The sequence below is a fragment of the Streptomyces sp. sk2.1 genome, from assembly GCF_008120935.1.
Taxonomy (GTDB): domain Bacteria; phylum Actinomycetota; class Actinomycetes; order Streptomycetales; family Streptomycetaceae; genus Streptomyces.
In genome coordinates this window covers 14,194-34,532 of sequence record NZ_RDBO01000083.1, presented here as the reverse complement: position 1 = coordinate 34,532, position 20,339 = coordinate 14,194, and the positions used below count along the sequence as shown (strand labels likewise).

Here is a 20,339-nt window from a genome sequence, read left to right as displayed (position 1 = left end):
CCCCTGCCCCTGCCCCTGCGAGCATCCCCGCCGGACGTCCCTACATCAGCCCGGCGACCTCAGCGGCCGTGAGCGCGCCGGAGAAGGCCCGGACCTGGTCGACGGCACCGTGCAGGTACTCGCCCCACCCCTCGGCCGTACGCCCCCGGCCGACCTGGAGGCCGCCGCCGCTCGTCCAGCCGTCCCGGAACTCGGCGGTGCCCGCGGTCTCGGCATAGCCGTCCACGTAGAGCGTGACCTGGTTCATCGTGTCGTCGTGGACGACGGCGATGCGGTGCCCCGTACCGAAACCGCCGTCCGGCTCCGTGTACCGGGCGACCACCGTCTCGGCGGCTCCCGGCTCGTCCGCGTGGGACATCACCAGCTCCCAGCTGCTGGTCGACGGCCGGTAACGCACCTTGAAAGCGTCCCCGTGCGTCCCGCCCTGGGAGAGGACGGTCATGGGGCGGTCCGGCTCCTGGTCGGCCAGCCGCACGGTCGCGCTCACGCTGAAGCTGCCACCGGTGTCCACGACCGGCTTCTCCGTGGTCGCGTGGCCGGACACCCCGTCCAGCAGCAGATGCCCCTCGCCGTCGAGCGGCCAGTCCCCTGGATCGCAGTCGGGGTCCAGCGGGTCGCAGGGCTCGTCGAGCCGACGGATCGAGGCGCCCGGACCGAGCTTCAGCGGCTGCCCGCCGTTCGACTCCGCGCTGATGCCCCCGGGGGCCGTCTCCAGTCCCCAGTGGCCCAGCAACTGCGCCTTCCGTGCTGCGAGTTCCGCGACCTCGGCCGACACCGCCACCCGGTCGTAAACCCGCACGTCACCGATCTCGCCCTGCCAGCGGTCCCGGTATCCGGCCGCGCCCTGCGCCCGGCCGATCTGGAAGTCCCCGTCGCCCGACACCGGGGTCACGGGCTGTTCCTCGCCCACGGCCCTGCCGTTGACGTACAGCCGGGCCGTGCCCGTCCGGGCGTCGTACCGGCCGAGCACATGCGCCCACTGCCCCGCCTCGGGCGCACCACCGGTCAACCGTGTGCCGCCGAGGCCGAACGACCAGACGGGCTTGCCGTCGGCCTGCCGCAGCCCCAGCGTGAACGCCGGCCCCTGCCCGCTGTCCTGGCTGACGACAGTACGCGTGCCGTCCACCGCGGCCGGCCGTACCCAGGCGCCCACCGAGAACGTCCGGTCCGTCGCGACGACCGGGGTGTCCGGCGTCACGAAGCCGTGCCCCGTCCCGTCCAGCGCCACCGTGGACGTCACGTCCGTACCGGACGGGGCGGCCGCGCCGAACGCGGCCCCGGCGCCGACGCGGGCCGCGGGTCCGGTCTCGGCTGCCGCGGTTCGTGAGCCGGCCGCGTCGGCCAGCTTCCAGCGCGCGGTCGGCACCCGCCCGGAACCCACCCGGAACTGGTAGTTCACCGGTGCGCTGCCATTGCCCGCGCGGTCGAACGCCTGGACTTCCAGAACGTGCAGCCCCGGCGACTCCGGAAGGTGGTCGATGTCGGCGGCGCCGTCCGGCCCGGATGCCGGGACGGTCAGCTGTCGGCCACCCAGGAAGTTGTAGCGGTAGAAGACGACGTCGTCGGACGGCGAATCGACGTGGAAGGTCCCGTGGACACCGACCCCGTCCGTCCACGCGTCGTTGTCCGGGTAGTCGTCCGACGACACCACGGGCTGCCCAGGTGCTTCCCTGTCGTACACGAACTCGCAGGCCGTGCCCGACCCGTCGGAGCTCCAGGGCGAAACCTTTCCCCCACTGAGGGCGCGCACATGCCACGAGACCACGGTGTCGGCCGGGATCTCGATCTCCTCGGGCAGTTGCCAGGAGAACCCCGACCCCTGGGGCTTGGCGAGCGTGGTCGACTGCCGCCGCTCGATGCCGCCGTCGGCCGCCCACCACAGCTCGAACTCGGCCGCGACCGGAGGCGCGTCCGGCCGCCCGTCGTTCGCCGGGTCCGACAGCACGGCACGCAGGGGCGGCAGGGTGCGGACGTAAGCCTTGGCCTCCCCCGCCCCGCACGCCTGGCTGCCGGTCTCCAGCCCCGAGGCCCACGACCCGTCCGGGACCGGATCGGCGGCCGCGACCGTCACCCCCTGCGCCGCCAGCATCGCCGCCGTGGCCAGCGACAACGCCCCGAGTCGCACCGTTCTTCGACGGCCCGCACCACTGACTTCACGCATGCGTCCCTCCCCATTACCGTCTGTGAGTGCCACAGATCATCGGGAGGCTAGCAACGCGCGCCGACAACAGCACGGCGGTTTCGCGCGGGCGACCTGCGGTGCGACGGCGGATGAGCGCGGCGCCCCCGGACGCGTGCGGGCCCCGGACGGATGTGCCGTCCGGGGCCCGCACGCCGTAGTCGCAGCCGCGACGCCGCTGCCGGACCGGGCACGGTCCGGCGGAGTGCCGCTACCGCACCGGGCGCGGTCCGGCGGAAGTGCCGTTACTGCACCGGGCGCAGTCCCAGTGGTCCCGCGATCTCCTCGGCCATCACGCGGCCCGCCTCCTCGGCGAGGTCGTCGTCGAGGGTCTCCGAGTCCGTGTCCAGGCCGTCCAGCTCCTGGAGGGGCTGGTTGAGGCGGATGTGGGCGATCAGGGACTGGAGGGCACGCAGGGCGGCAGAGGCGGTGGAGCCCCAGTTGGAGAAGTAGGAGAACTGCCACCACCACAGGGCCTCGGTCGTGCGGTCCTCCTCGTAGTGGGCCAGACCGTGGCGCAGGTCGGTGACCAGGTCGGCCAGGTCGTCGGAGATCCGGGCCGGGACGGGAGCCTTGCGGGGCTCGTACGGGTCGAAGACCTCGGAGTAGACATCGATCGGCTCCAGCAGGGTGGCGAACCGCTCGCGCAGCCCGTCCGCGTCCGGCTCCGCGCCGAGGTCCGGCTCGTAGCGCTCGTCGGGGACGATGTCCTCGTACGCGCCCAGCCGGCCGCCCGCCAGCAGGAGCTGGGAGACCTGGAGCAGCAGGACGGGGACGGCCTCCTCGGGCTCCTCGACCTTGGACACCTCGGTGACCGCGACGATGAACGTCTTGATCTGGTCGGCGATCTGGACGGCGAAGTCGTCCGGGTCCTGCGTGACGGAGTTCAGCGTGGCGTCAGACATCGAGGGGACCTCCCGTGGGCACGGTCGCGAACGGTGAGTAGAACATATCGGCGCTGAACATAAAGCCGTCGTGAGTCGCGGAAACGGTCATCGACCGAACACCGGACGACACGAAGGCGTCACACATCGGACGCACGTCACACATCGAGCAGCCGCCTCCCCTCGAAGGCGCGGCCCAGGGTCACCTCGTCCGCGTACTCCAGGTCGCCGCCCACCGGCAGGCCGCTGGCCAGCCTGGTGACGCGGAGGCCCATCGGCTTGACCATCCGCGCCAGGTACGTGGCGGTGGCCTCGCCCTCCAGGTTGGGGTCGGTCGCCAGGATCAGTTCCGTGATCGAGCCGTCGGCGAGCCGGGCGAGCAGTTCCCGGATGCGCAGGTCGTCCGGGCCCACGCCCTCGATCGGGCTGATCGCGCCGCCCAGGACGTGGTACCGGCCGCGGAACTCACGGGTCCGCTCGATCGCGACGACGTCCTTCGGCTCCTCGACCACGCAGATCACCGACTGGTCCCGGCGGGCGTCGCGGCAGATGTTGCACTGCTCCTGCTGGGCGACGTTGCCGCAGACCGTGCAGAACCGCACCTTGTCCTTGACCTCCAGGAGGGCATGGGCGAGGCGGCGCACGTCGGTCGGTTCGGCCTGCAGGACGTGGAAGGCGATCCGCTGGGCGCTCTTGGGACCGACGCCGGGCAGCCTGCCCAACTCGTCGATGAGGTCCTGAACCACGCCTTCGTACAACGGAAACGCCTTCCTTTCCTGTCCTGCTTCTGTTCTGTTCGGTTGTTCCGTCCGGTGCCGCCCTGTGCGGGCTCACCGACCGGACGGGGGCCGGGACCGGATGTCAGAAGGGGAGGCCGGGCATGCCGCCCAGGCCCTGGGCGAGCGGGCCCAGCTTCTGCTGCTGGAGCTGCTGCGCGTTCTCGTTCGCCGCCTGGACCGCGGCGACGACGAGGTCCGCGAGCGTCTCGGTGTCCTCCGGGTCGACGGCCTTCGGGTCGATCACCAGGTTGCGGAGCTCGCCGGAACCGGTCACGGTCGCCTTCACGAGACCGCCACCCGCCTGGCCCTCGACCTCGGTCCTGGCCAGTTCCTCCTGGGCCGCGGCGAGGTCCTGCTGCATCTTCTGGGCCTGCTGCAGCAGCTGCTGCATGTTGGGCTGACCACCACCGGGAATCACGGTTGCTCCTGGCAATTCGACGACAAAATGTTTCGGTACGCCGAGCCTACGTGCTCCCCGGGCAGTGCGCCCCACCCACTGGCGAGCAACTCTTTCGAGTGAGTTTCAGGCAACGCCAGGAAGACTCCTATACCTGATCACAGGCTCTGCGCACCCGGGAATACCGCGATTTCTACCCCATGGCCCACCATTCGGCGGTAGGAAGGGCATGCGCATCGGTACGTACGAGTACACAGGCCGTCACGCAAGGTTACGTTTCGGGGCGTTCGGTCACTCCGCAGAGCGGCAGGCGTGCCGCACGACGGTCCCGCACCACCCGCAGCACCCACGAGCCCCGCCGTCGGAACGCACCGCCGTCGGAACGACCACCGCCGGAACGCACCGCCGCACATCAGGCGCCGCCCCGCAGAACACAGAGGAGTACCCGGTGAGCCAGCCGGAGATGCAGCCCGAGGGGTCGCCCCGCAACGAGCCCGGCCCGGCCGGCTCGGGCTCCGGCGGGCGCGGCCGGGACGCCCGGGTCAGGGATCTGACCGGTACGCCGTTTCCGCTCGGCGACTGGGGCGAACCCGCCGACCGCCTCGACGAGCTGTACCGCTGGGTCGAGACCGACGCGTTGCGCACCGCCGACTGGTACCTGAACGACCGGGTGTGGAAGCGGCGCGGGGCCAGGGCGCTGCGGATCGGCACCGCGCTCGGGGCGGTCGCGGGCGCCGCGCTGCCGCTGCTCGACCTGACCGGGGCGCTGGACGGGGCGGCGGGCTGGGGCTACCTGTCGTTGCTGCTGGGTGCGGCGTGCATGGCGTGCGACCGGTACTTCGGCCTGACCTCGGGCTGGATAAGGAACCTCGCCACCGCCCAGGCCGTGCAACGGCGCCTCCAGGTGCTGCAGTTCGACTGGGCGTCGGAGTGCGTGCGGGAGGTGCTCGGCCCGACCGAGGGGACGGCCAGCGAGGCGGCCGAGCGGTGCCTCGGGGTGCTGCGGCGGTTCTCGGAGGACATCACGGAGCTGGTGCGCACCGAGACCGCGGACTGGATGGTGGAGTTCCGCGCCGGGCCCGCCCCGATGGGGATGCAGGCGCTCGCCTCGGCCGCCGGGAACGGCGGGCGCGCGGATCAGGGCGTGCTGCCGGGGCGGTTCCCGTTACAGACGATGACCCGGCCGAACATGCCGCGCCAGCGGCCCCCGGAGTCCCCCCGCAAGACCCGCCCGGGACGAGTCCCCCCGCTAGACCCGCCCGGGACCGGCCCCGACCCCCGGCCCGGTCCCGGTTCTCGCGCCTCGGCCCCGGACCGTTCCCGGACCGGGGCCGTGCGGTGCGCTTCCGACGTCAGCTGAAGATGATCATCGAGCCCTGGGCGAGGCTGCGGGTGGCCGCCGCGTGCAGGCCCAGCCAGACGTGCCGCTCGCGGGCGAACGGGCTGGCGTCGTACGGCGCCGGGTCCGCCCGTTCCTCCAGGGCGGTCGGCGCGGTCGGCGGCAGCGGGGCGGCCGGCGGGTTCGCCGGGTCGATGCCGATCGACGGGGCCATGTACTGCAGTTCCCGCAGCAGTCCGTGCGAGGAACCCAGCGGGCCGCCGCCCTGGAGCAGGTCGTCGTTGGAGAGCGGGGTGGCGAAGTCCAGCGGGACGTACGCCCCGGCGTGGTCGTAGTGCCAGACCAGGTGGGACTGCTGGGCCGTCGTCTCGAACATCTCCAGCAACTGCTCGTAGTCCCCGCCCAGTTCGTCGACCGGCGTGACCGCGAGGCCGCTGAGCTGGAGCAGGTGGGCACGGCGCAGGAAGTGCAGGGCCTCGTAGTCGAATCCCGCGACCGGGGCGACGTCGCCCGTCAGGCCCGGCATGTAGGCGTACACCGGTACGGGCGGCAGTCCCGCCTCGCCCAGCGCCTTGTCGTAGACGGCTATCTCTTCGGCGAACGGGTTGTCGGGGCTGTGGCACAGCACATCGACGAGGGGGACCAGCCACAGGTCACAAGCCACGAAGTCTCGCTCTCCCACGGGTGCACATCGGAACGTTCGGGATGGTCGGGACAGCGTAATGCGAGGGGCGCGTCGCGCACAGTGGACCGTCGTCCCGGGGGGCGTGACCGGCCCGTCGTCAGGGCGTGACCGTCCCCCGCTGTCCGGGGTGCGGTGCGGCCCGTCGTCAGAGGTTCGGGGCGATCGGTCCGCCGCCCGGCTCGTGCCCGGCCGGGGGCGCGGCGTGGCCGGGGTGTTCGAGTTCGCCGGCCGCGAGCCGGTCCGCCCAGGTCAGCGCATGCGTGCTGTAGTCGTCCATCACCGCGCGCACCCCGTCGCGGTCCCCGGCGGTGATCGCCGCGACCAGGTCCGGGTGCCGGTTCCAGAGCCAGTCCCTGGCCCGTGCGTCGTGGCGCAGGTACGGCACCGCGAACACCCAGGCCTGGACGCGCAGCCGGTGCAGGAAGTCGTTGATGTACGGGTTGCCCGCGATCGCGCCCAGTTCGCGCCAGAACCGCAGGTCGTACCCGATGAGGATGTCGAGGTCGCCGCTCAGCGCCGCCCGTGCCGCCTCCTGGGCCCGGCGGCGCACGGAGACGACGCAGTCCCGGTACGCCGTCACATGCGCCGCCGAGGGCCTCGGGGCGAAGAAGATGTCGCGGATGACGCCGTCGATGACCAGGGTGCGGGCCTCGACCATCGACCGGTAGTCGGCGACGCTGAACTCGCGCACCCGGAAGCCCCGGTGTTGGTCCGACTCCAGCAGCCCCTGCGCGGAGAGGTCGAAGAGCGCCTCGCGCACCGGCGTCGCCGAGACGCCGTACTGTTCGGCGATCTGCTTGACGGTGAATTCCCGTCCCTGTCGCAGACGTCCGGCGAGCACCTCGTCACTCAGCGCGTCCGCGATCTGTTGCCGCAGCGTACTGCGGGTCACAGCTCCGCTCGCGCCCATGGCGCCCCTCCCCGTTCTTCGGCTCCGGTCACCTTAAGCCAGGCTCGCCGTGCCCGGATCCGGGCAGAGGAGGGGCGCCGCGCTACCGGGCCGCGCGCACCCCGGTCACACCGTGTGTTCGTCGGCCACCGACAGCGCCGCGTCGAGGGCCGCGAGCCCTTCCCTGGCCTCGGCCTCGGAGATGTTGCAGGCCGGAACCGCGTGCGTGCGGTTCATGTTGACGAAGGGCCACAGGCCGTTCTTCTTCGCCGCCGCGCCGAAGGCCGCCATCGGCGCGTTGGCCTCGCCCGAGGCGTTGTACGGGACGAGCGGTTCGCGGGTCTCCTTGTTGCGCACCAGGTCCAGCGCCCAGAACGCGCCGAGGCCGCGCACCTCGCCGACCGACGGGTGGTTCTCGGCGAGTTCGCGCAGGCCGGGGCCGAGGACCGTCTCGCCGATGTGGGCGGCGTTCTCGATGACCTTCTCGTCCTCCATCACCCGGATGGTGGCGACGGCCGCCGCGCAGGCCAGCGGGTGGCCGGAGTAGGTCAGTCCGCCCGGGTAGGGGCGGGTGTCGAACGTCGCGGCGATCTCGGCCGAGATCGCGACGCCGCCGAGCGGCACGTAACCGGAGTTGACGCCCTTGGCGAAGGTCATCAGGTCCGGCACCACGTCGAAGTGGTCGGCGGCGAACCACTTGCCGGTACGGCCGAATCCGGCCATCACCTCGTCGAGGATGAAGACGATGCCGTACCGGTCGCAGATCTCGCGCACGCCCGCGAGGTAGCCGGGCGGCGGCGTCATGATGCCCGCCGTGCCGGGGATGGTCTCCAGGATGATCGCGGCGACGTTGGCGACGCCCTCGAAGGCGAGGGTGTCCTCCAGGTGCTGGAGCGCGCGGGCGCACTCCTCGGCCTCGTTCCGGGCGTGGAACGGCGAGCGGTAGAGGAACGGCGCCCAGAAGCGGACGACGCCCGCCGAGCCGTTGTCGGACGGCCAGCGGCGCGGGTCGCCGGTCAGGTTGATCGCGGTGGAGGTGGCGCCGTGGTACGAGCGGTAGGCGGAGAGCACCTTCGTGCGGCCGGTGTGCAGCCGGGCCATGCGGACGGCGTTCTCGACGGCCTCGGCACCGCCGTTGGTGAAGAAGATCTTGTCCAGGTCGCCGGGGGTGCGCTCGGCGATGAGGCGGGCGGCCTCGGACCGCGCCTCGATCGCGAACGCGGGGGCGAAGGTGGCGAGCTTGCCCGCCTGCTCCTGGATCGCGGCGACGACGGTGGGGTGCTGGTAGCCGATGTTGGTGTAGACGAGGCCGCTGGTGAAGTCCAGGTAGCGGTTGCCGTCGTAGTCCCAGAAGTACGACCCCTCGGCGCCGGCGACGGCGAGCGGGTCGATCAGGCCCTGGGCGGACCAGGAGTGGAACACGTGCGCGCGATCGGCGGCCTTCACGGCCGCGCCGGCGGCGGGGTCGACATGAGGGGCATGAGGGGTCATGCGGCGAGCGTAGGTCGCGCGGGGAGCGGCCGGACATGGCCACCTTGTATGACGTGGGGCCCTTCCGGGTCGGCAGGGTGTCGGGGGTCCGACGGGGCGCCGCTCGGCATCCTGCCGGCGCACTTCCCCTCGTACCGCCCGGCCGGTTGACAGCACACTGTCGAAACGACAACATACTGTCATGACCTCGCGACGGTCGGCCCGGGGGCCGCGCCGCCGGGGCTTCCCATCGAAGGAGGCGTCATGAACGACACCCGCGCGTCCGTGCACCTGGCCGTGTACGACACCCTCGCCGACTGGGAGACGGGGCACGCCACCGCCCATCTCGCCCGGGCGGGCTTCACCGTGCGGACGGTCGGCCCCACCACCGACCCCGTCACCACCATGGGCGGGATGCGCGTCCTGCCCGATCTCGCGCTCGCGGACCTGCGTCCCGAGGACAGCGCGCTCCTGGTGCTTCCCGGCGCCGATCTCTGGGACTCCGGCGACGCGCTCGCCCCCTTCGCCCGTGCGGCGCGCGGCTTCCTGGACGCCGGGGTGCCGGTCGCCGCGATCTGCGGTGCGACGGCGGGTCTGGCCCGCGAGGGCCTGCTCGACGACCGCGCGCACACGAGCGCGGTCTCCTTCTACCTCGCGGCCACGGGGTACGAGGGGGGTGAGCGGTACGTCGAGGCGGACGCGGTGACCGACGGCGACCTCATCACGGCCGGCCCGACCGAGCCCGTCGCCTTCGCCCGCGAGGTCCTCGCGCGGCTCGGCGTGTACGGGGGCGAGAAGCTCGACGCCTGGTACCGGCTGTTCCACGACTCGGACGCGACCGCCTACGAAACCCTGAACGCCGCCTCATGAACCGGGAACCGGCGAACCAGGAATCAGTGGACCGGGAATCAGTGGACCGGGAAACCTCGGATCAGGAGCTGCTGAGCCGTACGGCGCTCGGCGTCTTCCGGCTGAACGGCCAGTTCCTCACCGTCTCCGAGCAGTTGGCCGGGCCCGCCGGGCTCACCGCCTCCTGGTGGCAGGTCCTCGGGGCCGTGCTCCGCGAGCCCCTGCCCGTCTCCGGGATCGCCCGCGTCATGGGCATCACCCGGCAGAGCGTGCAGCGCGTCGCCGATCTGCTGGTCGGCAAGGGCCTCGCCGAGTACGTGCCCAATCCCGCCCACCGCCGCGCCAAGTTGCTGCGCCCCACCGACGAGGGACGCGCCGCGGTCCGGCGCATCGACCCCGGCCACGCCGACCTCGCCGCCCGGCTCGCCGCCGAGCTGGGCGAGGAACGGTTCGCGGAGACCGTACGGGTCCTGGAACGGCTGTCCGCCGCCATGGAAACCCTCGCCGAACCGCAGGACGCCCCGCCCGGCGGGAACCGGAGGATCTGAGCCACCGGGCAATCGGGAAACCAGGGGGCGGGTACTGCCGGGGGCTACCGGGACACCCGCATCCCGAACACGAAGCGCCGGTCCGCGTACTCGGTGAGCCCCCACACCCGTCCGGTGTTCCGGGTGATCCCCTGGTAGCTCAGGTCCTCGGGCCCCTTCGGGAGCTCCCACAGCTTCTGCGCCGTGCCGACCCCCTTGGAATCGAGCCGCACCCTGCTGTAGCACCCGTTCTTTTCGGGGCCCCTGCTGACCGACAGGTAGAGCCTGCCCCTGATGCTCACCGCACCCTGCATTCCGTACCCCTGCGGCAGCCCCGACTTCTTCGGATTCGACCCGCGCTCGACCCGGTACACGGCCGACGAGACCGCGCTCGCCGCGCCCGGCTCCATGCGCGGGTACGGGCTGTTGTGGCCGATGTCCCAGCGGGCCACGATCGCGTGGCTCTTGTCGGGCTCCCACTCGTTCACGACGAGCGACCGGTACGGGCGGCCCGGGTCCCGGTCGACCGATACCTGGGAGAACTTGAGCCGTTCCTGCCCCTGCGCGTCCACCCGGTAGACGCGGCTCAGCGGCATCGCGTACGGCTCCCGAAACGCGTGGAACTCCCCGCGGGAGTCCTTGCCGCAGAGGTCGCGCCGGCCCTCGATCGGGAACATGCCGTCGGTGTCGAACACATAGAGCGCACCCGTGCGGCTCTCGGTGACGTACAGCTTGTTCCCGTACCAGGCCAGGCCCCCGGCGTGCAGGCCGTACAGCGGCTCGAAGCTGTGGCCACCCTCCTTCCGGGTCGGCAGCACCAGCAGGGCGTACCAGTACTTCGGCGTGCGGCCCCTCAGATCGATGATCGCTATGCGGCCGCCGCGGTTCGTCGGGTGGTCCTTCTCCAGGTGGTACCAGGAGACCATCAGGATGTTCCTGCCCCGCTGCTCGGTGGCGTCGTAGACGGTGGAGATGCCCTGGGGCCGCCAGGTGTCCCGCCTGGCGAGGCGGTCGGCATCGCTCCACCGGAATGCCTTGTCGGGCCGTCCCGTCGACCGGGGCCACCAGTCCCGGGGAACCCCGTTCCGCCCCTCGTACTGCGGCTTCCCCCTCAGCACGCCGGTCACATCGATCCGGCCCAGTTTCTCCTTGCTGCGGAGCCCCCTGATCGACTCCTCCAGCAGCGCGGAGTGCGCCGCGTCGTACGTGAGGCTCATCGGGTGCTCGGCGGGTGTCGCCGTCATCCCGTCCGGCGCTGCCGCCGCCTCCCCCGGCACCAGCAGCCCACTCGTCGCCGCGACGACCGGAGCCGCCGCCATCCCTCGCAGAATCGTTCTCCGTGTGGTGTCCATGTCGACGGACCATAGGGCGGAACAACTCGGTCCAGAACAGCAGAAGTTGTCCCGGACCTGTCCCGGACACGTTTCGGGACGGAGTCGCGCTCCGCAACCGTCCCGCCCGCGCCGTGCGTGGGTCCCTATGATCGAGCGAGCCATGCCAGGCACCGCTCAGACCAGCTCGACCCCGGGGGAAGGACGTCCAGCGCCATGCAGAGCCTGACGCCACAGGATCCGCGCGCCATCGGCGCGTACCGGCTGCTCGCCCGGCTCGGCGAGGGCGGCATGGGGCAGGTGTTCCTCGCCAGGTCGGCGAACGGCCGCACGGTCGCGGTGAAACTCGTCCGCCCCGAGCTGGCCGCCCGGCAGGAGTTCCGCGACCGCTTCCGCCACGAGGTGCGGGCCGCCCGCCAGGTCGGCTCCGCCTGGACCGCCCCCGTGCTGGACGCGGACACGGAGGCGGACGTGCCCTGGGTCGCGACCGGCTACGTCGCCGGGCCGTCCCTCCACGCCACCGTCACCGGCCGGGCCCGCCCCGCGTCGGGCGCCCCGTCCGATGCGTACGGCCCCCTGCCCGAGCGCTCGGTCCACTTCCTCGGCGCGGGCCTCGCACGCGCCCTCCAGGACATCCACGCCGCCGGGATCGTCCACCGGGACCTCAAGCCCTCCAACATCCTGCTGACGATCGACGGACCGCGCGTCATCGACTTCGGCATAGCCAGGGCCCTGCACACCGCCACCGACGGCGGCGTCACCCGCACCGGGGCCCTGATCGGCTCACCCGGTTTCATGGCGCCCGAGCAGGTGCGGGGCGAACGGGTCACCCCGGCGTGCGACATCTTCTGTCTCGGCTCGGTGCTGTCGTACGCCTCGACCGGCCGGCTCCCCTTCGGCGCCTCCGACAGCGGCGCGCATGCGCAGATGTTCCGGATCGCGCAGGAGGACCCGGACCTGACCGGCGTTCCCGTGGATCTCGTCGAACTGATCAGGGACTGCCTGCACAAGGACCCGGCCGCCCGTCCCACGACGGACGCGATCCTGGACCGCCTGGCCGACGGCGACACCGCCGAGCCCTGGCTCCCCGGCGCACTCATCGCCCAACTCGGGCGCCACGCGGTCGGGTTGCTGGACTACGAGGACCCCGCAGGTCCCGAAGGCCCCGAGGGCACGGCCGGGCCCGAGCCCGTACCGGGGAAGGAACCCCCGGCCGCCACTGCCGCAGCCGCGGCTGCCGCTGTGGCAGCCGCACCCCCGACGGCGCCCACCGCACCCGTTTCTCCCGCGCCTCCCGCGGACCGTCCCGTTCACGCGTTTCCCACGGCGCCCGGGGCCCCGTCCCCGCCCGCCCGCACCGGCCCACTCCCCCGCGTACGGCTACCCGCAGCAGCCCGCCCAGCCGCACCCCGGCCAGGGCTTCGGCCCCGGGTACGGCTACCCGCAGACCCCACCGTCTCCGCAGCAGCAGTACGGTTTCGGCGCCGTGCCCCCGAACGGGGCGAACGGGACACCCCCGTACGGTCCGCAGTACCCCGCCACCACCCCGCAGCCCGCCCCCGAACCGGAACGTCGCGGCCGGGGCTCGACAGTGGCCCTCATCCTCGTCGCCGTGCTGGTCGCCATAGGCGCGGGTGGTTCCGTATACGCCCTCATGAACGACAAGGGGAAGGGGACCAAGGCGTCCCCCACCGGTTCCCCGTCCCCCACCGGCACCTCGTCGGGCTCCCCCGGCTCCGGCGGCCCGTCCACCGCGGTCCCCACTCCCACCGGTGACGTGGAGAACGGCGACGGCCCCATCCCGTCCGGCTACCTCGGCTCCTGGTCGAGTTCCATCGACAACGCCACGGGGCGCTCCACCCGCAAGCTCGTCATCCAGCAGGGCGAGGTCGGCGACACCGTCCTCAGCCTCACCGCGGACGGCCCGCTCGACACCGGCGACTCCTACCACTGCGTCTTCCAGGCCGAGCTGGTCTCCGAACCGGCCCCGGGCGGCCCCGTCGAGGTCGGTCCCTCCACGGTCACGGTGGGCGAACCCATGACGTCCTGCACCGCGGGCAAGGCCACCACGCTGACCCTGCTCCCGGACGGCACCCTGCGCCGCGAGAACACTGAGAGCGGCGAGAAGCTCACGTACACGAAGGACGACTGACCGCGCCCCGGCCGACCGGGAATCCGAGGTGCCCGACGGGCCCACCTCCGCGGTTGCCCCCGGCGCCTGGACGGCGTCCCTCACCCGGGCGGACCGGGAGGGGCAGCGGTTGCGGACGACGGCAACAGCCACCCCCGTGAGCTGCTGCCGTCGCCCCCCTTGCCCCCGTGACTTCCTCCCCCAGGGGCTTCCGCAACCGTGTTCGAAACTCTAAATGCTGCCCCGGAAGCCCAAAAGCTTCACTTCGCACTGCGTGAGCCGTCTCGGGTAACAACCCGCACAGTCAAACCGGTATTCTGCACTCCGGTTTTTTCGGTGGAAGCGGAGGATGCGTGGGCGCGCGGGAACGGGCCGACGACGTACTGCGGATGTACCGGCTGGCCCGGTCGGGCGGGTCCCGGGAGCTCCTGCGCTGGGTGTCCGGCCGGGCCGCGGGCTGGGCCGGGCTGCTCGACGGCGACGGCACCGTTCTGCACGGCGTGGTCCGGAGCGCGGACGGCATGGGCGCCGGGGCCGCCGCGCTGGCGGGCGAGTGCGTGCGGGAGGTGACGGGGCTCGACGCGCACTCCTTCTCGTTCGACCGGGGAGCGCACACCGTGCTGCTGTTCCCGCTGGACGGGCCGCCGGACTCCACCGCCCCGACCCTGGTCGCGGTCGCGCCCCGCCCGCTGCCCGAAGGTCTCCCCACCCTGCTCGCCGACGTGACGATGCCGTTGACCATGTGCTGGGCGGCCGAGTCGGTGGAACGCAGGCGGCGGCGCGTCGACCTCGCGGAGTCCCGGGGCCGCGAGGCGGTGCTGCACCTGCTGATGACCGGCCAACTGTCCATCGCGCACCAGGTGGCGGGGGCGTTGAAGCCCACGCTGCCCGACCCCGTCCGGGTGTACGTCGTGGAGTGCCCGGTCGGCGGTCGGGACGAGGTGATGCGGATCTGCACGAGGCTGTCCGGCGGCCGGTCCTGGATCGTGCGGTGCCCGGTGTACTCGCGCCACGTGATCCTCGTCGTACCGGCGGACGCGGACACAGGAACGGGCGGGGGCACAGGAACGGGCGATGGCGCCGGCGGGCAGGGGGGCGGGGCCGAACAGTGGCTGGGCGTCCGGATCGCCGACGCGGTGGCCGAGTGCGTGGTCGGGGCCAGCGAGGACGTACCGCTGTCCGACACCGCGACCGGATACCGGCAGGCGTTCCACGCACTGGCCGTGGCCCGCGGACTGCCCGCCCGGCACGCCCGCTTCGGCTCGGCGCAGGAGCCCGCCGTGGTCGTCGGGGAGGCCGGGGCCCGTTGGGCGAAGGCGCTGCTGGACCCGCTGCTCACCCATGTGCCGCGGCGCAGCCACGACCCGGGCAGCCAGGAACTCGCGGCGACCCTCGCCTCCTGGCTCGCGTTCTCCTCGCACGCGACCCAGCACCTGAAGATCCACCGCAACACCCTGGCCGCCCGGCTCCGGCTGATCGGCGAACTGCTCGGCCTCGATCTGAACCGGGTCGGCGACCAGGCCGCCCTCGACCTGGCCCTGCGCATCCGCGCCACTCCCACCACACTGACGACGACCGCCACCGCCGGGCCGGAACCCCTGAAGTCCCCGGGGCCCTCGGCCCCCTCGGCGCCCCACCGCCTGGACGACATCCTGCGCACGACGGCCATGCGGGAATGGGCGGACCGGCAACTGCGCCCGCTGTCCGGTTCCGACAGCTCCAGGAACGCCGCCGATCCGCGGGAGACGCTCCGCACCTGGCTGGAGTGCGAGGCCCGGACGGCCGCGACCGCGGCCGCGCTGGGCATCTCCGTACCGGGGGTCCGCAAGCGGCTCACCCGGCTCGAATCGGCGCTCGGGCGCTCCCTGCTCCAGGCGCCGAGCGCCCGCTACGACCTGTGGCTGGCCTTCCGGGCCCTGGACCTGGCGGAGGCCGAAGCGGCCCGCTGAACCGCACCGGCCGCCCCGACAGATGTGTCGGGACGGCCGGTGCAGGTCAGCGGGGGCAGCGGGACCAACGGACTCGGTGGGGACCGGCCGAGGCCGGCCGGGGTCAGCAGCTCAGGTTGGAGCCGGGGGTGGTGCCGAGGATGGCGACGAACGCCTTGTAGCGGTCGATGCGGCTCTGGACCTGGGCGGGGTTGCCGCCGTTGCACTCCAGGGTGCCGTTGATCGAGCGGATGGTCTCGCCGAAGCCGGCGCCGTTCACCATGGCCTGGTGGGCGGTCATGGTGCCGGGGCCGTTCTGCGTGTTCCAGTACCAGAGGCCGGTCTGCCAGGCGATCGAGGCGTTCTGCTCGACCAGGTACGGGTTGCCCAGCAGGTCGATGCCGAGCGCGTCACCGGCGGCCTTGTAGTTGAAGTTCCAGCTGAGCTGGATCGGGCCGCGCCCGTAGTACGCGGCCTGGCCGGCCGGACAGCCGTACGGCTGGTTGCTGTCGCAGTAGTGCGGGTAGTTGGACGTGTTCTGCTCGACCACGTACACCAGACCGCCCGTCTCGTGACTGACGTTGGCGAGGAACGCCGCCGCCTCCTGGCGCTTGACGGTGTCGCTGCCGGTGTTCGCGAAGCCCGGGTAGGCGCTCAGGGCGTCGGTCAGGCCCTGGTACGTGTAGAAGGAATTCCGGTTCGGGAACATCTGGTTGAACTGGGCCTCGCTGACGACGAAGCCGGACGGGTCGGGCTCACCCGGGTCCGTACCGCCGCCACCGCAGCCGCCCTGGTCCGCCCAGACGTCGGAGCTGCCGGGAGTCTCGTTCTGGGTCCACCACTTGGCGGTCCAGTTGTGACCGTTGTGGGAGGCCGCCTGGCCACCGGTGTAGACGGACGAGGAGTTCCAGGGGGCCGCGCACTCCGCCGCGGCCGCGGTGGAGGCGGGAAGGACGACGAGCATCGCGACGAGCGCACCGAGCGCGGTCAGCAGACCCATGACACGCCTGACCATGTGATCACTCCTTCGGTGCGGCGCACCGGGCTGGGCGGTGCGCCGCCATGGGGGGTTGACCGTCACTCAAGCGTCGATGGTCTGGACCTGTCAAGGTCTAGACCAGCCCCGAATATTCTTCCGAAACGGCCGCACGTCGCGCACCGGGCGACGGAATCGGCTCGCGAACTCCTGCTCCGGAACCACTTGTTGATGAAAGGTCAGCAGGTCAGCAGTCCAGTCGGGAACCCGGCGCCACACCGAGGATTCCGGTGATCCGCTCGTACTTGGCGACCCGGGCCGCGACCGATTCGGGATTGCCGCCGTCGCACTCCAGGGCGCCGTTGAGCGAACGGATCGTCTCGCCGAAGCCCGCGCCGCCGACCATCGCCTCGTGCGAGGTCATCGTGCCGGGGCCGTTCTGGGTGTTCCAGTACCAGAGCGCCGTCCGCCAGGCGACGGACGGATCCTGCTCGACCAGCCAGGGATTGTGGAGGAGGTCGAGGCCGAGGGCGTCACCGGCGGTCTTGTAGTTGAAGTTCCAGCTGAACATGATCGGGCCGCGCCCGTAGTACGCGGTCCGCCCGGCCGGGCAGCCGTACGGTTGGCCGTAGTCGCACTTGCGCCAGTAGTTGGCCTCGTTGATCTCCTTCACGTACCGCAGCCCGACCGACTCGAAGTCGGCGTGGGTCAGGAACGCCGCCGCCTCCCGGGCCCGCGTGGCCGGTGTTCCGGTGTTCGCGAAGCGCGGATAGGCGCTCAGGGCGTCGATCAGGCCCTGGTACGTGTAGAAGGGGTCGCGGTCCGGGAAGATCTCGTCGAACCGCGCCTCACTGATGACGAAGTCGGAGACCCCGCCCGCACAGGCGCCCCGGTCGTCCCAGGCGCTAGCGGCCCCCGGGTTCTCGTTCAGCGTCCACCACTTGGCCGTCCAGTTGCGGCCGTGGTGCGAGACGGTGCCACCCGCCGAGTAGGCCGTGGAGGAACTCCAGAGGGGTGCGCACCGGACGACCCCGGAGGCGGCCGGGGCCGCGGCGGGCGCGGCGGAGGCGGGGAGGAACGCGGCCGTCGCGACGACGACGGCGGCGACGGCGGCCGGCACGGCCAGGAGGCTCCTGATGCGTTTCAGCGCTGCTCACTCCTTCGGAAGGGCACGCCGAACACCTCAGCGGGCCGTCGGAACGTCCCGCCACTCAAGCCGCATTGGTCTGGACCTGTCAAGGTATGGACCAACGGGCGGAAGCTCCCCGGCCACGATCCCTCCCCTCACGAACGGAACGCGGGGCGGGCCGGGACTGCGCGTCCCGGCCCGCCCCGCGTTCGGGTCCGTACCCCTGGAGGAATCCGTAATCCTGGAGGAATCCGCATCCCTCAGATGAAGGAGTTGATCTCGATGGTCTCGGTGCGGCCGGGGCCGACGCCGATCGCGGAGATCGGGGCGCCGGACATGTCCTCCAGCGCCTTCACGTACGCCTGCGCGTTCTTCGGCAGGTCACCGAAGGTCTTGGCCTTCGTGATGTCCTCGGACCAGCCCGGCAGCATCTCGTAGACCGGCTTCGCGTGGTGGAAGTCGGTCTGGCTGTACGGGAGTTCCTCGACGCGCTTGCCGTCGATCTCGTACGCGACGCACACCGGGATCTGCTCCCAGCCGGTCAGCACGTCCAGCTTGGTGAGGAAGAAGTCGGTGAGACCGTTGACCCGGGTCGCGTACCGCGCGATCACCGCGTCGAACCAGCCGCAGCGACGGTCGCGGCCGGTGGTGACACCGCGCTCGCCGCCGATCCGGCGCAACGCCTCGCCGTCCTCGTCGAACAGCTCCGTCGGGAACGGGCCGGCACCGACACGGGTGGTGTACGCCTTGAGGATGCCGATGACCCGGGTGATCTTCGTCGGACCCACACCGGCGCCGGTGCAGGCACCGCCCGCGGTCGGGTTCGAGGAGGTGACGAAGGGGTACGTGCCGTGGTCCACGTCGAGCAGCGTGCCCTGCCCGCCCTCGAAGAGGACGACCTTGCCCTCGTCGATGGCGTTGTTCAGGACGAGCGTCGTGTCGGCGACGTACGGCTTGATCTGCTCCGCGTACTGGAGCATCTCCTCGACGATCTTGTCGGCCTCGATCGCCCGGCGGTTGAAGACCTTGGCGAGGAGCTGGTTCTTCTGCTCCAGGGCCGCCTCGACCTTCTGCGCCAGGATCGACTCGTCGTAGAGGTCCTGGACGCGGATGCCCACACGGTTGATCTTGTCGGCGTACGTCGGGCCGATGCCGCGACCGGTCGTGCCGATCTTGCGCTTCCCGAGGAACCGTTCCGTCACCTTGTCGACGGTGACGTTGTACGGGGTGATCAAATGAGCGTTACCGCTGATCAGCAGCTTGGACGTGTCCACGCCGCGCTCGTTCAGCCCACTCAGCTCGGAGAGCAGGACGGCCGGGTCGACGACGACACCGTTTCCGATGACCGGGGTACATCCCGGCGAAAGGATTCCGGAGGGGAGGAGATGCAGTGCGTACTTCTGGTCTCCGACGACCACCGTGTGACCGGCGTTGTTGCCGCCCTGGTAGCGCACCACATAGTCCACGGATCCACCGAGGAGGTCGGTGGCCTTTCCCTTGCCCTCGTCACCCCACTGAGCACCGAGCAGCACAAGTGCGGGCACAGGCGTACACCCCTTCCGGGCGGGGCATGTCCAAGGTCAGGGGGCGTACGTAAACGTCGTACATGCCGTACGACGATGTACGACAAAGCCTGAACCGTCGAACCGGGTGCCCCGGAATAGACGAAGCCCCTGGCGCAATAGCGCAAGGGGCTCTTGCACCAAGATGCTACCCGAGGAAGGACCGAGGTGTCGGCTGCCCAGCCCCCCGGCGACGGTGCGCACCAGCTGCTGGTGGTCATCGACCCGGTCGCCCGCCGGACCGACGGCGAGTCCGTCCGTATCGCGAAGGACGTGCTGAGCGCCGGTTCGCACGCCAAGATCTGCCTGCCGGACGGGCCCGAGGAATTCGCCCGGGCCCTGTCCCGCCGGGGCAGTCGGCGGCCGGTGGTGGTCGGCGACGACCGGGCGCTGCGGCGGGCGGTGATCCAGCTGCACCGGGAGCGGGGGCCGGCCGAGAACGCCCTCGCGCTGATCCCGGTCGGCGCCGCGGCCGCGCTGGAACTCGCCCATTCGCTCGGTGTGCCCCGGGGTGCGGTGGCGGCGGCGCGCACCGCGCTGGACGGTGCCGTGCGCAGGCTCGACCTGCTGGTCGACGACAGCGACGGCGTGGTCCTGGGCGCGCTGCACATCCCGGCCCTGGGCGCGCTGCCCGGCGCGGCGGCGGCCCGTACGGGGGCCACGGCGGTCTGGGACACCTGCCGCTCCCTGGTCCGCACCCTGGTGCGCCCCACCCCGCCGACGCCCGCCGGGCCGGCGCCCACGCACCGGCTGCGGGTCGAGGCCGACGGGGTCCTGCTGAACGACCTGGACCAGCCGGTCGAATCGGTGACCGTGACCTCGCAGGGCTGCGGGGGCGGCCTCGCCGAGGTGGTGGTCCGTCCCCCGGCCGCCGCCCCGGTGACGGCGGAGGCGAAGGCGGTCACGGTCTCGGGCGCGGACTTCCGCTACCGGGCGGACATACAGGTGGGCGGCCCGGTCCGGACGAGGACCTGGACGGTACGGGCGGGGGCCTGGGGGCTGATGCTGCCGCCCACGAACGAGGGATRACCTCGCCGCCCCGCCCCTGCCTCCACTTCCCCCGGCCTCGTTCCCGCTTCGGCCATTGGAGCGGACTCGGGCGCGGGGGCGGCCGGTGAGGCCGTTCGGGCGACCCCGGGCACGCGGACGAGGTCCGGGGCGGGCTTCGGGCCCGGAATCGGGCTCGGCTCGGAATCGGGCTCGGCTCGGAATCGGGCTCGGCTCGGAATCGGGCTCGGCTCGGAATCGGGCTCGGCTCGGAATCGGGCTCGGCTCGGAATCGGG

Annotated in this window: 15 protein-coding genes and 2 pseudogenes; 6 read left to right on the top strand and 11 right to left on the bottom strand. The window is 72.0% G+C overall.

The window, feature by feature from the left end; genetic code table 11:
* Positions 1 to 40: 40 nt before the first annotated feature.
* From EAO76_RS37035 to EAO76_RS37020, 4 genes are all read right to left on the bottom strand, one after another.
* Positions 41 to 2,161, bottom strand: coding sequence for a LamG domain-containing protein (locus tag EAO76_RS37035; RefSeq protein WP_262376074.1), 2,121 nt, complete (start codon positions 2,159 to 2,161; stop codon positions 41 to 43).
* Positions 2,162 to 2,424: 263 nt separating this feature from the next.
* The gene (locus EAO76_RS37030; protein ID WP_148840619.1) at positions 2,425 to 3,084 is read right to left on the bottom strand and encodes a DUF5063 domain-containing protein; all 660 of its coding nucleotides are present in this window, start codon (positions 3,082 to 3,084) and stop codon (positions 2,425 to 2,427) included.
* 137 nt (positions 3,085 to 3,221) lie between these two features.
* On the bottom strand, positions 3,222 to 3,821 hold the full coding sequence (recR, locus tag EAO76_RS37025; RefSeq protein WP_148840618.1) for a recombination mediator RecR: 600 nt from the start codon (positions 3,819 to 3,821) through the stop codon (positions 3,222 to 3,224).
* Between the two features lie 103 nt (positions 3,822 to 3,924).
* Positions 3,925 to 4,260, bottom strand: coding sequence for a YbaB/EbfC family nucleoid-associated protein (locus EAO76_RS37020; protein WP_072487886.1), 336 nt, complete (start codon positions 4,258 to 4,260; stop codon positions 3,925 to 3,927).
* Between the two features lie 427 nt (positions 4,261 to 4,687).
* On the opposite strand from EAO76_RS37020, the pseudogene EAO76_RS37015 reads away from it, so the two are divergent.
* Positions 4,688 to 5,461, top strand: a pseudogene (locus EAO76_RS37015) (SLATT domain-containing protein); the annotation flags it as partial.
* Positions 5,462 to 5,591: 130 nt separating this feature from the next.
* Here EAO76_RS37015 and EAO76_RS37010 read toward each other — a convergent pair.
* The 3 genes from EAO76_RS37010 to EAO76_RS37000 all read right to left on the bottom strand — a co-directional run bounded on the left by EAO76_RS37010 (position 5,592) and on the right by EAO76_RS37000 (position 8,643).
* Positions 5,592 to 6,242, bottom strand: coding sequence for a hypothetical protein (locus tag EAO76_RS37010; RefSeq protein WP_148840838.1), 651 nt, complete (start codon positions 6,240 to 6,242; stop codon positions 5,592 to 5,594).
* Between the two features lie 166 nt (positions 6,243 to 6,408).
* Complete coding sequence (locus tag EAO76_RS37005) at positions 6,409 to 7,173, bottom strand: GntR family transcriptional regulator (RefSeq protein ID WP_148840617.1); 765 nt, start codon at positions 7,171 to 7,173, stop codon at positions 6,409 to 6,411.
* Positions 7,174 to 7,278: 105 nt separating this feature from the next.
* A complete protein-coding gene (locus EAO76_RS37000; RefSeq protein ID WP_148840616.1) occupies positions 7,279 to 8,643 on the bottom strand; it encodes an aspartate aminotransferase family protein in 1,365 nt (454 codons plus the stop codon).
* A gap of 243 nt (positions 8,644 to 8,886) precedes the next feature.
* On the opposite strand from EAO76_RS37000, the gene EAO76_RS36995 reads away from it, so the two are divergent.
* Together EAO76_RS36995 and EAO76_RS36990 are read left to right on the top strand one after the other, a co-directional pair.
* Positions 8,887 to 9,492, top strand: a complete 606-nt coding sequence (locus tag EAO76_RS36995; protein ID WP_148840615.1) for a type 1 glutamine amidotransferase family protein — start codon at positions 8,887 to 8,889, stop codon at positions 9,490 to 9,492.
* A 41-nt stretch (positions 9,493 to 9,533) separates the two neighbouring features.
* Positions 9,534 to 10,019, top strand: a complete 486-nt coding sequence (locus EAO76_RS36990; protein WP_262376073.1) for a MarR family transcriptional regulator — start codon at positions 9,534 to 9,536, stop codon at positions 10,017 to 10,019.
* 44 nt (positions 10,020 to 10,063) lie between these two features.
* Here EAO76_RS36990 and EAO76_RS36985 read toward each other — a convergent pair whose 3' ends face one another.
* A complete protein-coding gene (locus tag EAO76_RS36985) occupies positions 10,064 to 11,350 on the bottom strand; it encodes a hypothetical protein (RefSeq protein ID WP_187438933.1) in 1,287 nt (428 codons plus the stop codon).
* A 195-nt stretch (positions 11,351 to 11,545) separates the two neighbouring features.
* Here EAO76_RS36985 and EAO76_RS36980 point away from each other — a divergent pair.
* Together EAO76_RS36980 and EAO76_RS36975 are read left to right on the top strand one after the other, a co-directional pair.
* Positions 11,546 to 13,481, top strand: a pseudogene (locus EAO76_RS36980) (serine/threonine-protein kinase).
* A 368-nt stretch (positions 13,482 to 13,849) separates the two neighbouring features.
* Positions 13,850 to 15,409, top strand: coding sequence for a helix-turn-helix domain-containing protein (locus tag EAO76_RS36975; RefSeq protein ID WP_187438945.1), 1,560 nt, complete (start codon positions 13,850 to 13,852; stop codon positions 15,407 to 15,409).
* Positions 15,410 to 15,512: 103 nt separating this feature from the next.
* Here EAO76_RS36975 and EAO76_RS36970 read toward each other — a convergent pair whose 3' ends face one another.
* From EAO76_RS36970 to EAO76_RS36960, 3 genes are all read right to left on the bottom strand, one after another.
* The gene (locus tag EAO76_RS36970; protein WP_148840611.1) at positions 15,513 to 16,403 is read right to left on the bottom strand and encodes a glycoside hydrolase family 19 protein; all 891 of its coding nucleotides are present in this window, start codon (positions 16,401 to 16,403) and stop codon (positions 15,513 to 15,515) included.
* Positions 16,404 to 16,611: 208 nt separating this feature from the next.
* Complete coding sequence (locus EAO76_RS36965) at positions 16,612 to 17,484, bottom strand: glycoside hydrolase family 19 protein (protein ID WP_148840610.1); 873 nt, start codon at positions 17,482 to 17,484, stop codon at positions 16,612 to 16,614.
* 269 nt (positions 17,485 to 17,753) lie between these two features.
* A complete protein-coding gene (locus tag EAO76_RS36960) occupies positions 17,754 to 19,037 on the bottom strand; it encodes an adenylosuccinate synthase (RefSeq protein WP_148840609.1) in 1,284 nt (427 codons plus the stop codon).
* A gap of 186 nt (positions 19,038 to 19,223) precedes the next feature.
* Here EAO76_RS36960 and EAO76_RS46900 point away from each other — a divergent pair, with 186 nt between their 5' ends.
* On the top strand, positions 19,224 to 20,084 hold the full coding sequence (locus tag EAO76_RS46900) for a diacylglycerol kinase (protein WP_148840837.1): 861 nt from the start codon (positions 19,224 to 19,226) through the stop codon (positions 20,082 to 20,084).
* The last annotated feature ends 255 nt before the right edge of the window (positions 20,085 to 20,339 follow it).

Bases quoted from the DNA above. Each gene is read 5' to 3' on its own strand.
- EAO76_RS37035 (WP_262376074.1), bottom strand. From the start codon at position 2,161: ATGCGTGAAGTCAGTGGTGCGGGCCGTCGAAGAACGGTGCGACTCGGG.
- EAO76_RS37030 (WP_148840619.1), bottom strand. From the start codon at position 3,084: ATGTCTGACGCCACGCTGAACTCCGTCACGCAGGACCCGGACGACTTC.
- EAO76_RS37005 (WP_148840617.1), bottom strand. From the start codon at position 7,173: ATGGGCGCGAGCGGAGCTGTGACCCGCAGTACGCTGCGGCAACAGATC.
- EAO76_RS37000 (WP_148840616.1), bottom strand. From the start codon at position 8,643: ATGACCCCTCATGCCCCTCATGTCGACCCCGCCGCCGGCGCGGCCGTG.
- EAO76_RS36995 (WP_148840615.1), top strand. From the start codon at position 8,887: ATGAACGACACCCGCGCGTCCGTGCACCTGGCCGTGTACGACACCCTC.
- EAO76_RS36985 (WP_187438933.1), bottom strand. From the start codon at position 11,350: ATGGACACCACACGGAGAACGATTCTGCGAGGGATGGCGGCGGCTCCG.
- EAO76_RS36975 (WP_187438945.1), top strand. From the start codon at position 13,850: ATGTACCGGCTGGCCCGGTCGGGCGGGTCCCGGGAGCTCCTGCGCTGG.
- EAO76_RS36970 (WP_148840611.1), bottom strand. From the start codon at position 16,403: ATGGTCAGGCGTGTCATGGGTCTGCTGACCGCGCTCGGTGCGCTCGTC.